The organism is Roseateles oligotrophus (assembly GCF_014204525.1).
GTDB classification, from domain to species: Bacteria; Pseudomonadota; Gammaproteobacteria; order Burkholderiales; family Burkholderiaceae_C; genus Paucibacter_A; species Paucibacter_A oligotrophus_A.
In genome coordinates, this window is record NZ_JACHLP010000005.1 from 413,939 (window position 1) to 423,823 (window position 9,885).

The 9,885-nt window shown below is 62.4% G+C and carries 11 protein-coding genes; 6 read left to right on the forward strand and 5 right to left on the reverse strand.

Translation table 11 applies throughout. The annotated features are described in order from the left end of the window. Positions 1–124: 124 nt before the first annotated feature. Complete coding sequence (locus tag HNP55_RS14390; RefSeq protein ID WP_157302063.1) at positions 125–1,189, reverse strand: alpha/beta hydrolase; 1,065 nt, start codon at positions 1,187–1,189, stop codon at positions 125–127. A 132-nt stretch (positions 1,190–1,321) separates the two neighbouring features. Here HNP55_RS14390 and HNP55_RS14395 point away from each other — a divergent pair, with 132 nt between their 5' ends. After that, positions 1,322–2,134 (forward strand): helix-turn-helix domain-containing protein, encoded by an 813-nt coding sequence (locus tag HNP55_RS14395; protein ID WP_221439592.1) that lies wholly within the window; start codon positions 1,322–1,324, stop codon positions 2,132–2,134. Between the two features lie 559 nt (positions 2,135–2,693). Further along, on the forward strand, positions 2,694–3,464 hold the full coding sequence (locus HNP55_RS14400; protein WP_184300577.1) for a hypothetical protein: 771 nt from the start codon (positions 2,694–2,696) through the stop codon (positions 3,462–3,464). Positions 3,465–3,493: 29 nt separating this feature from the next. On the opposite strand, the gene HNP55_RS14405 is transcribed toward HNP55_RS14400, so the two are convergent. Continuing rightward, positions 3,494–4,138: a DUF2325 domain-containing protein gene (locus tag HNP55_RS14405; RefSeq protein ID WP_004355106.1), complete on the reverse strand. Its 645-nt coding sequence runs from the start codon at positions 4,136–4,138 to the stop codon at positions 3,494–3,496. A 223-nt stretch (positions 4,139–4,361) separates the two neighbouring features. On the opposite strand from HNP55_RS14405, the gene HNP55_RS14410 reads away from it, so the two are divergent. After that, positions 4,362–5,018, forward strand: coding sequence for a GGDEF domain-containing protein (locus HNP55_RS14410; protein WP_157302057.1), 657 nt, complete (start codon positions 4,362–4,364; stop codon positions 5,016–5,018). On the opposite strand, the gene HNP55_RS14415 is transcribed toward HNP55_RS14410, so the two are convergent. Continuing rightward, positions 4,949–5,203 carry a helix-turn-helix domain-containing protein gene (locus HNP55_RS14415; protein WP_004355102.1) on the reverse strand — a complete coding sequence of 85 codons (255 nt, stop codon included), beginning with the start codon at positions 5,201–5,203 and terminating at the stop codon, positions 4,949–4,951. The genes HNP55_RS14410 and HNP55_RS14415 overlap by 70 nt on opposite strands. Positions 5,204–5,321: 118 nt before the next feature. On the opposite strand from HNP55_RS14415, the gene HNP55_RS14420 reads away from it, so the two are divergent. Further along, entirely contained in the window at positions 5,322–5,672 is a 351-nt protein-coding gene (locus HNP55_RS14420) for a hypothetical protein (RefSeq protein ID WP_157302055.1), read from the forward strand. A gap of 187 nt (positions 5,673–5,859) precedes the next feature. On the opposite strand, the gene HNP55_RS14425 is transcribed toward HNP55_RS14420, so the two are convergent. Then, on the reverse strand, positions 5,860–6,414 hold the full coding sequence (locus HNP55_RS14425) for a hypothetical protein (protein WP_157302052.1): 555 nt from the start codon (positions 6,412–6,414) through the stop codon (positions 5,860–5,862). 409 nt (positions 6,415–6,823) lie between these two features. On the opposite strand from HNP55_RS14425, the gene HNP55_RS14430 reads away from it, so the two are divergent. Both HNP55_RS14430 and HNP55_RS14435 read left to right on the forward strand, forming a co-directional pair. Continuing rightward, a complete protein-coding gene (locus HNP55_RS14430; protein WP_184300583.1) occupies positions 6,824–7,600 on the forward strand; it encodes a ribonuclease T2 family protein in 777 nt (258 codons plus the stop codon). Positions 7,601–7,622: 22 nt separating this feature from the next. Further along, the gene (locus HNP55_RS14435; protein WP_004355096.1) at positions 7,623–9,314 is read left to right on the forward strand and encodes a phospholipase D-like domain-containing protein; all 1,692 of its coding nucleotides are present in this window, start codon (positions 7,623–7,625) and stop codon (positions 9,312–9,314) included. A 61-nt stretch (positions 9,315–9,375) separates the two neighbouring features. Here the strand turns inward: HNP55_RS14435 and HNP55_RS14440 are convergent, their stop codons facing one another. Continuing rightward, positions 9,376–9,876, reverse strand: a complete 501-nt coding sequence (locus tag HNP55_RS14440; protein ID WP_082437283.1) for a methyltransferase family protein — start codon at positions 9,874–9,876, stop codon at positions 9,376–9,378. Positions 9,877–9,885 lie beyond the last annotated feature (9 nt).

Genomic DNA, 9,885 nt, shown 5'->3' on the forward strand with positions numbered 1-9,885 from the left:
AGCAGTCGGTTCATGTCATGTTCGCTCCATTGGATCGGAGTCGAGCCAGCCTTCCCGGGCGGCAGCTTCGAGCAGGGCGCGGCACCGGCACGCTCCGGCGGGAGGCAATTTGGAAATCCATAAGTCACCCTCCCATGTGATCGCATTCCGTGCAGGCGTCGGCTGCAAATCGGTTCGGACGGCCGAGCGCCCAGGCGATGGCCTCGCGCAGCCGGGCCAGCGCATCGCGGCTCTCCGGCAGATAGTCCCCATAGCCGTGGAACTCATGCACCATGTGCTCCCAGACATCCAGCCGCACCTGGCCGCACTGGGCGGCAACCGTCGTCGCGAAATCGCGGATCATGTCGACGAGGATCTCCTTGCCGCCAGCCTGCAGGTAAATCGGCCCCAGGTCGCTGAAATCCTGGCAGATCGGCGACAGCTCGGCATCGCTCAGGGCTTGGCCTCCCTTGAGCCAGGCCGCGAACTGCAGGGTCATGTAGCCCTGGACGAGATCGTAGGGGTCGTTGCCGAACTGACTCCTGCCGCGGCGGCCGATATCGGTCCACGGGCTCAGGCCCAGTGTCAGGGCGGGTTTCGGCAAACCGGCCTGCCTCAGCCTGGCCAGGGTCATCAGGGCCAGGTGGCCTCCGGCCGAATCGCCGCAGAGCACCAGGGTCGCCGGGTCGACGCCGCATTCGAGCACATGGGCGTAGGCCGCCAGCCCGTCTTCGAGTTGTGCCGGATGGGGGTGCTCCGGCGTCAATCGATAGTCCGGCGCGAATACCGCAACCCCCAGCGTGTTGGCAAGGCAGGCGGCGAAATGATGCGAGACACCGGCATAGAAGGTGTAGCCACCGCCGTGGAAATGAAGCAAGGTGGCGTCACTGTGGCGCACCCGGGGCAGGAACCAGTGGCCGCGCGGCTCGCCTTGGCCGGTGGGGCGGATATCGACATCGGGATAGGTCTCGAGCAGCGCATAGACGCTGTCGAAATAGGCCCGGCTTTCCGCGATATCGCTGCTCAGACGAAAGGCGTGGTTGAACTGGGCACGGATATACAGCGTCCCGTATTCGACCAGGAAGGGCCATTCCGCCACGAGCGGCCGGCTCAGCGCCCGTCGGACCAGGACCCTGGTCGCGATCCACCCGGAAATCGCCATGCTGCGCAGCTTGTGTGAAAAACGGCCCTGAATTATTGTTTTCTTCATTTCACGTTCCGACGTTGGTACAACTGCCATGATGCTGACGTCGTGTTTTCGCCGCTAGAACGGAAACGACATCGAATGTCCCGCCCCGCCGCGATCATGCATATCCCATCGCCCGCCCTCGGAGCTTGCCTGATGGCCGGCGTCGAGCGCGATACGCGCGGCTGCGTCCTGACCGATACGGAACGCTTCAACTACTACCCGGCAACACCGATGGCGGTGATCTCCTGGATCTTCGAGGGAACACTGCACATGGTGGAAGAAGGCGGGCCGAGCACGCGACCGACGCTCGGTCCGGCCTTGCCACGGCTCGTTTTTTCCGGGCCGCAGCGCTACCCTTCCGTCAGTTGGTCTCCGGGACCCGTGCATGCGCTTTCGGTCGGTTTCTATCCCGAAGCCCTCAGCCGCCTTGTCGGCCGGCCCATCGAACCCTACCTCGACCAGAACGTGCCGCTGGAGGCGGTCGCACCCCCGGCTCTCCTGCAGGCTTGCCTGGCCGTTCTCAACGCCAGTGGCGATGAACCATTCGCAGTGCTGGAGACGCAGTTTCGGCCTCTATGGCCCGGACCGGGCCAAGCCAGCCCGGCACCATATCTCAGCGACTGGGTGCGGTCCGTCGCCACACGCGCCGCGCATTCGGCCGCCGGGCGGAGTCTGCGCCAGCTGCAGCGCCGAATCCGCGAGTGGACCGGCCAGAGCTACCGCGACCTGCAGCTTTTTATCCGTGCCGAGGAGGCGTTTCTTCGCCGCATCGAGGCGCGGGACAGCAGGACCCCGGACCTCGCCGCCATCGCCGCCGACGCTGGCTTTGCCGACCAGTCGCACATGGGGCGCGAAATCCGCCGGGTCACCGGCCTGTCGCCAGCGTGCCTGGGCGAACGGCTGGAGAAGGACGAGGCTTTCTGGTACTACCGCTTGATGGCCGGAGAACTTGGGCGCCGGGGCTGACCGAGCTTCGGGACAGTTCGTGTTGCTCCTGTCGAGAAGGCCAGCCGGGATGGCGCCGGTGGCGAAATCACCCCGATTACCCCGGAATTTGCGCTCGCCGGAACTTCCTGGCCAACCTATGGTGACTGTCCATCCAACTCGACTGCGCTTTGCATAGTGACATTGCCCGGACTGTTTCGCCGCCGCCGTCGTGCCCAACTCGTATGCTGCATCGTCGAACTGCAGCATCCCCTGGCCCCGTGGGTTTTCAAGGTGGCACGCCGCGTTCCGGACCACGCGCCCATGCTTTCCTGCCCGGTGGAGGCCCCGGCGTTGCGCTCGCGCAGGTTGATGCATCAACGAAGCTACGGCAAGTTGCCTGGCCTCATCGGCGTGCGGTCGATGTGCATCTCTCCCACGTGCGATGGCGCTGTTCAATCGGTACCATAGTCGCACGGGTCAGCCGCGACCTTGCGCCCCATGCTTGGTGAGGGGCTACGGCCGGTTCCACGAACAGGCATGGGGCGAACCCAACCAAAAGGGACACGCATGAATCTCGACCTTTCGTTTTGGCGCTCCTATGCTCACTGAAACCTTGCAGCGGATGGCGCAAACGCTGCCATTCCGGTCCTACTCCGACGACGAGCAGCGCTGGGCCTCCGTCACGGCAGAGTTTTCCGGGCGAATCCATACGCTGGCGGATGAACTCCTGGCATCGCTTCCCGGCGATCTCACCCGCCGTGTCATGGCAGAGTCCAAGCGCGAGGTACTTTGCAGCAGGAAGCCGACTGTCTCGGTGGCCGAGTTCCGCTTGCGCCCGGCGAACGGTTACTACGCCAAGCTCAACCGCCGACTGCCACGTCCCGAGGATCCACACGGCTTCGACGCCACAGGCCTTGCCGTCTCGATGGCACTGTGCCGGGGGTTCGCCGGACAAGACAGCGGCACCCCACCGTTCGTGGCCCTGGACTTCGAAGTCTGGGGCGCGCACGAACGCGCCTGCTTCGCCAGGCTGCTGCGCGATCACCGCTATCTGATCGAGATGCTTGTCACCCGCTCCGGTGCGGCGCTGTTCACCTCCTGCCCCTTCAAGAACGTCGAGGCGGCCGAGTACGTTTCGACGTTCGAGGAACTTGAGCTCTATTTCGCGAACGAGGTGGACCCTGAAAACCAGTTCGCGCTCCAGTGCAAGTTCGGTCGCCATGCGCGTGCAACGGACATCAAGCACTCATTGCAGATCGCACTCGCCCTGTACGACGCGACGATGGGCTATTGCCTTCCTCAGCCCCAGCGGGAGCGCATACTGGAACACGGCTGCTTCGCCGCGCGCGCCCTGGGCAACGGCGGCTGAAGGATCTTGCCGCCCGGGAAAAACCGCCGTCAGAGACTGCGCACGGGACACGCCTGAATCACGATGCCGTCACCCTGACGCATGGCGTGAATGGCCTGATGTTCGTCGATGAGGATGCAGGGCTTGCCGGTTCGGCGACATTGATCCTGCACGCGCCAATAATCTCCGTGGCTGATGCAGCCGGTGCGGCAGATCAACAGTTCTGCCTCCTGCTCTGCCGGCCCTGTCGATGCCTCCTCCTGGGGGGCGAACGCGCCGCCTTCAACCATCCCGCCGCCGCCGTCGCATGTCGGAGACTCGACTTTCGGCGATGAGGACGGACGCGCTTCGCGCCGGGGCTCCCGCCCCCAACGCCAGCGGGTTTGCTCCCGCAGCAGCGCCTCGATTCGTCCCATCAGGTATTCGATCTGGCGCGCGAGCACAGCCCGGCGGGGCAACCCAGGCGCCATGGCTTCCAGGCGCATCCGATCCTCACGCTCGAACTGCAAGGCGGTCACCCGGATCACCAGTTCGGCACGCAGGCACACCTGCTCGGCCTGCAAGGCATCAATCAGCGCAGCCTGCTCGGCGATCACGCTGCTGCAGCGTATCTGCGCCTTGCCGTACTGGGACACCAGCACGGCCAACTCTGACCGAGCCGGTTTGCGATCGAGCGCACACCACAAACTCGCCATGCCTTCACCTCCAGGCACAAAGGACATCCACGCCCAAATCCAGGACCTTCTTTCTGAAGACGGATGAAGCGCAGGGATGTTTAGTCGGCGAACCGCAGGACTGTGAGCGACTGCAACACCCCGCCGATGTGGAAAACGACTTGTTCCGCCGCGAATTGCTCCTCGCCCACGATGGGTGGAGAACCTACGGTGATGGTTCGCCCACTCCGCCCGCCTCCAACCCGTGTTGCCAGCCCTGTTTCGCCGTCGTCGCCGCGCCAAGCTCACGAACCGCATCGTCGAGCTGCAAATGGCGCTTGCAGAAGCGCAGCGGGCTCTTCACCATGACGATCTGACGGCGCTACTCAACCGCCGAGGACTCCGACGCGCCTGTGATCTGCCCCGTGATTGCCCCTCGTCGGCGCTCTCCTGCGCGATGATCGATCTGGATGACTTCAAAGGGATCAACGACACCCATGGCCACGCCGCCGGAGACGCGGTATTGCGGTACTTTGCGGCCGCACTGCGTCAGGGCCTTCGACCCGTCGACACAGTGGCGCGCCTGGGCGGCGATGAGTTCGCGGTCATGCTGGCCGGGGCGGCCGACGTGGACATGGAACACATCCTGCTGCGCATCCAGCACACCCTTCGATCCAGCGCTTGCACAACAATGCCGGCCCAGGCGTGGTCGCTGAAATTCTCGGCCGGCATCGCTGAGCGAACCCCGGGCGAATCGCTGGCACGGGCACTTGCACGCGCCGATGAGGCCCTGTTGGAAGCCAAGCGCCGCGGCAAGGGTTGCATCGTCCGCGCGAGCACTTCTCGGGCAGATCAGCCAGGCGCGGTTGATTCCGGCTCTGGATCGATTGAAAACTCGAGCAGGCGTGCGGGAGGAAGCTGAAGGGTCTGCGCGAGGATGCAGATATTCATCAGTGACAGGTTACGCACGCCGCGTTCGATTCCGCTCAAGTAGCTGCGCGCCAGGCCGCTTTCCAGCGCGAGACGCTCCTGCGATATGCCTTTGGCGCGTCGCAGCGCAGCGAGATGTCCGCCGAAGCGTTTGAGGGGGTCGTAGTCCAGTTCCATGGTTTTTTTGCTCTGAACTGGACACTAACGGCGCACGCCCCATGAATCTACGCTTTATACGAGCACGCTCTATGAGTAACATACACACAAGCCCGCTTGCTTGACCTTGAACACAAGAATGAAAGCGCCCGCACCAGACAAACCATTGCGCTGTCTCGATCCGCAGACGTTCCGAGTCCTCGATGGCCTCAAGAAGACGCCTTTGGGCTCTCCCGCCAACCGGCTCAGCATCGGCTGCTTCAGAATCGCCTTCCACGATGGCGTCCTGCTCATTGAGAACGGCGCCATGACCCAACTCAGTTCAGCCCTGACGCCCGAAGCGCTGCAGATTGTCATCGGCGATCACAAGCTGGTGATCGACATGTGGCAAAGCACGGCCAGCACCGTCATCCTGTCCGCAACCAAGGAGGAACTGGCAGCGGCACGGACCTACTTTCAGGAACATGGCTTTGCCATCAGCTTCTCGTGATGCAAGCTGCCCGCCCCTGGGCTGCACACCTGCAGCCGAACATATCCACAGTTTCTGTGGACAACCTTGGGGACATTACATCCCGGTGACACCGGGAGGCCCACGGCCACCGAACCAGGCGCGCCCAGTTTCGGTACCGCACAAAAAATAGGCAACCTCCGTCTGAACAAGAGCTTGCAGGACAAAGTCAGGTGCGACTCAACACGGCTGGCTGAGCCCAAGGCGCAGGATGGAGCGCACGCCGAGTACGTGGAACCGCCCCGAAGATATCAATCGCCCCATCGCTTTCCAGGCACACCGGACGCAGCAGACCTTTCAGGGTTTTGGCTGCGGCCATGGCGTAGGGCTTAAGGGGATCCGCCCCATCCCAATCCTCTGGCGAGCGGGGAAGGCGTGATCCCGAATAGGCTGCAGCGGCCACTCCCACCGCCTTCGGAGCATGGAAGCCGAACACCTCAGTCGCCGTGCCGTTGAGGCGCGGCTCGATGACCAGAAACATATCGGCACAAGGGGTTGCGAGGACGTATCGCGCCAGCCGACCGGCATCCCACGGCGCATTCGGAAACCCAAAGCGCCGAAACAGGTAGGCAAACAAGGCGCCGTAATCCAGTTCATCGCCAACCAGCGGGCCGAGCACCCGATCGACACGGCGCACCACCTGCCCGTGTGGCTCGACGCCATCAACGTGGAACCGCAAAGCCTCGTATGTGGCCGCATCGGCTGGCAGCGAAGCGAGTTTCATGCGAAAGGACATAGGTCGATACCTCCAAGACAATGATCGTCTCGGAGCCGACGCATGCAACCCACCCCCACTCACCGGAGTGCCCAGACGTGATCTTCACGTTCAGCCCCCAGAGCAAGGCCACGAGCCATCAACGTCCAACGCGAGCGACATTGGATTGTGGAGAGCATTCCATGAAATCCGGAAGCAATGTCGGACAGGTATCCAACTCTTCTGGGTACGTGGTGTGGCCCTGAATGAAGTCGTCACAGTCTGAGCGGGGCTGCGGCGGAGCGGCTCCAGCGTTTTCGGCGGAACCATGCCACTTGGTTGACTCCATGCCACATTCCAGCAGCAAAATGTGGGCTTTGTGCTCGTGCCACCAGGAGTCGTACGCGGCGCGCGCAGCCCCCCCCACCGGGAGATTCTCATGGCCACCAGTCCACGGTATCGCGCAGGAATACACGCACTGCTCTTCGTGCTGCTGTCAACTTCGCTCGCCCAAGGCTTCGCGCAGGAAGTCTGCACCTTACCCGCGTCTGTCGAAGCGGCGCCTCCCAAGCCTGTCGACTACGTCAACAAAGATCTTCCAACGGATTACCTGGTACTGGTCCTCTCCTGGTCGCCAGAGCACTGTGAAGCGCAGCGGAACAAGCCCAAGGATCAGCGAAAGAAGCACGCGTTTCAGTGCTTCTCCGACAATAGGTTCGAATGGGTGGTTCACGGCCTCTGGGCCCAGAACGGTCGGGCCCGATCCAGCCGAGACCATCCGCGCAACTGCCAGACCGTCGGATCGCTTTCCGTCCCTTTGATCAAGCAGCACCTCTGCATGGTGCCGGGAGAGGATTTGATGCAGAACGAGTGGCAAGCCCACGGCACATGCGGATGGTCTTCACCGGAGCGCTATTTCTCTGACATCCAGAGCGTCTACATGTCGCTGCGACGCCCCACCATGCGCGAAATGATGACCAGCGGCATCAGCCCCGGCTCCGGGCAACTGGTGGACGTCCAGGCGATCGACGTCAAGCGAGCGTTTCTGAAACTCAACCCTGCACTGCCAGACGCCAGCCTGCGCGTCAACGTGGCTTCCGGCAACCGGCTCAAGGAACTATGGGTGTGCCTGACCAAGGACTTGAAACCCATGTCCTGCCCAGCAGGCGGAACACCGGACACACAGCAAATCCGAATCCGAACACCCCATCAATAGCCAACTCGGGAGGAGCATGTTCATGCGAGCATCCATCAACGGAGAATACCTGCGCCTGCGTGCCATCGCGGGAACCCATGTCGTCGTCTTGGCCTGGGATTTCGCGAAACCGCCAAACCTTGCCGACTTCACCGACGACAACAACCTTCTCGGTTTCGCGATACACCGCAAGAAATTCAACACCTCCGGGCAGATCGAAACCAGCTACTACCTGCGGGGTATCAAGCGCTTCGAAAGCAAAGACAAAGGGCTGCCCCCGGGAACGCTGGTGCCGACCAGCGAGCATCCTGTTCAGAGCTTTCTGTGGGCAGACTACACGGCTACGGCCGGCGTGGAATACGAATACGCGGTTAGCCCCGTCTTCGGCGAGCCCAAGAAGCTCCGGCTCGACGAAGCCAAGGGGGTTTCGGTCCGCGTTCGCTGCGAAACGACCGCAGCACCTCACGGGAAAGGCTCCCGGCATGACATTCACTTCAACCGGGGCGTGATCGGCTCCCAGGCATACGCGCGGGAGTTCGGCAACGTCGAACCCGATCCGGATGCCCCCTCATCCAAGCCGATGAAGTGGCTCTCGCGCGGCCTGTACGAGGCCCTGCTCGCGTTCATCAAGCGCGGCGCCAAGAAGGGCATGGGATTGCGGGCGGCCTTCTACGAATTTCACTACCTGCCTGTCGCCCAGGCACTGCGCAAGGCCGCGGACAAAGGCGATGTGCAGATCGTCTATGACGCGGAGAGCAGCTACAAGGCGGAGAACGAAGCCACGATCGAAAAAGCAGGCCTTGGCGACTTTGTCCATCCCCGAACCGTCACGGCGGGCATCCGGCACAACAAGTTCATCGTTCTCTTGAAGGACGACAAGCCGATCAGCGTGTGGACGGGCTCGACCAATATCTCGGCCGGCGGAATCTTCGGCCACTCGAACGTCGGCCACGTGGTTCATGACCCGGAAATCGCCCGCCAGTATCTTGCCTACTGGGAGCGCCTCCAGCGCAATCTCACGGCGACCAAGTTGCGCGAGCCCAATGCCCAGGAAAGCCCGGTTCCGCCGCTACCGCTACAGCCCGGCACCTACCCTCTGTTCAGTCCTCGTGAGGCAAAGGAGACGCCACAGGCGCAGAAGACGCTGCAGTGGTATGCGAACCTGGCCGATGCCGCGGAGCAACTGGTGTGCTTCACCGCCGCGTTCGATATCGCGCCGGAGTTCCAGGCGGTCTTTCAGAAGCAGAACGACGTGTTGCGCTACATCGTCAAGGACGATCCCCTCAAGAAGACCGAGAACATCGGCACCGACGGCGACGTCATCTTCGCCGCGGGCAGCTATCTCGAGGAAGAAAGCACTCTGGTGAACGCGCTCAAGGAGCGCGACAACCCGCTCAACAGCAACGACTACATCCACACCAAGTACATGCTGGTCGATCCGCTGAGCGACACGCCCACCGTCGTGACCGGCTCGGCAAACTTCAGCAGCTCATCCCAGGTCCAGAACGACGAGAACATGCTCGTGATCCGCGGTGACACCCGCGTGGCGGACATCTATTTCGGCGAGTTCATGCGCCTGTTCGACCATCACTACGCGCGCTACCTGGCGGCCAAGTACCAGCGCAAGCCCAAGAGCTCCGGCAACTATCTGAAGGAGCGAGCCGATCAATGGCTGCCGCCACACCTCGACCCGTCGAACTATCGCGCGAAGCGGCGCAGTTACTTTGCGGGCTGACAGGAGCAGCCCGGGCCAGCCTCCCATCGCCTGAGCCAATCCCGGCACCAAAGAAGCGCAACTACAGCCAACGCGGAACCGATCGCTGGTACTCGATGTACTTGTCCCCGAACTTCAATGTCATCGCCTCTTCTTCGCTGCGTATGTACCAGAATTGCGCGAGTGCGAAGAACGCAACTGGCCCTGCAAGTGCGGAAGTCGAGCCCAATACACACGCGACTCCGAAAAGGGAGATAAACATCCCGAGATACATGGGATTCCTGGTTCGACGAAAGAGTCCTTCCATCGTCAGTTCGCCCGGCTCGCCGAACGTGTTGATGTTTGTGCCGAGACGACGAAAGAGACGAGCATGCCAATTGGCGATTCCGAGACCGGCCATGATCAGCGCGAGCCCAAGCCAGTTGTATGGCTGTGGCAGCCACACCGCGATGGGGCTCTTCCAATGGAGGACCAACATGCAGACAACGGACACAAGCCAAACAACGGGCGGGAGCAAGAGAGGTTTCATGATGGCTGCTGATCGAAGAGACCAATCCAGTATCTCCGCTTCGGCGAGCGACATCGATAACCC

Coding starts and splice junctions, on each gene's coding strand:
- HNP55_RS14390 (WP_157302063.1), bottom strand. CDS start 1,189: ATGAAGAAAACAATAATTCAGGGCCGTTTTTCACACAAGCTGCGCAGC.
- HNP55_RS14395 (WP_221439592.1), top strand. CDS start 1,322: ATGGCCGGCGTCGAGCGCGATACGCGCGGCTGCGTCCTGACCGATACG.
- HNP55_RS14400 (WP_184300577.1), top strand. CDS start 2,694: ATGCTCACTGAAACCTTGCAGCGGATGGCGCAAACGCTGCCATTCCGG.
- HNP55_RS14405 (WP_004355106.1), bottom strand. CDS start 4,138: ATGGCGAGTTTGTGGTGTGCGCTCGATCGCAAACCGGCTCGGTCAGAG.
- HNP55_RS14415 (WP_004355102.1), bottom strand. CDS start 5,203: ATGGAACTGGACTACGACCCCCTCAAACGCTTCGGCGGACATCTCGCT.
- HNP55_RS14420 (WP_157302055.1), top strand. CDS start 5,322: ATGAAAGCGCCCGCACCAGACAAACCATTGCGCTGTCTCGATCCGCAG.
- HNP55_RS14425 (WP_157302052.1), bottom strand. CDS start 6,414: ATGAAACTCGCTTCGCTGCCAGCCGATGCGGCCACATACGAGGCTTTG.
- HNP55_RS14430 (WP_184300583.1), top strand. CDS start 6,824: ATGGCCACCAGTCCACGGTATCGCGCAGGAATACACGCACTGCTCTTC.
- HNP55_RS14435 (WP_004355096.1), top strand. CDS start 7,623: ATGCGAGCATCCATCAACGGAGAATACCTGCGCCTGCGTGCCATCGCG.
- HNP55_RS14440 (WP_082437283.1), bottom strand. CDS start 9,876: ATGTCGCTCGCCGAAGCGGAGATACTGGATTGGTCTCTTCGATCAGCA.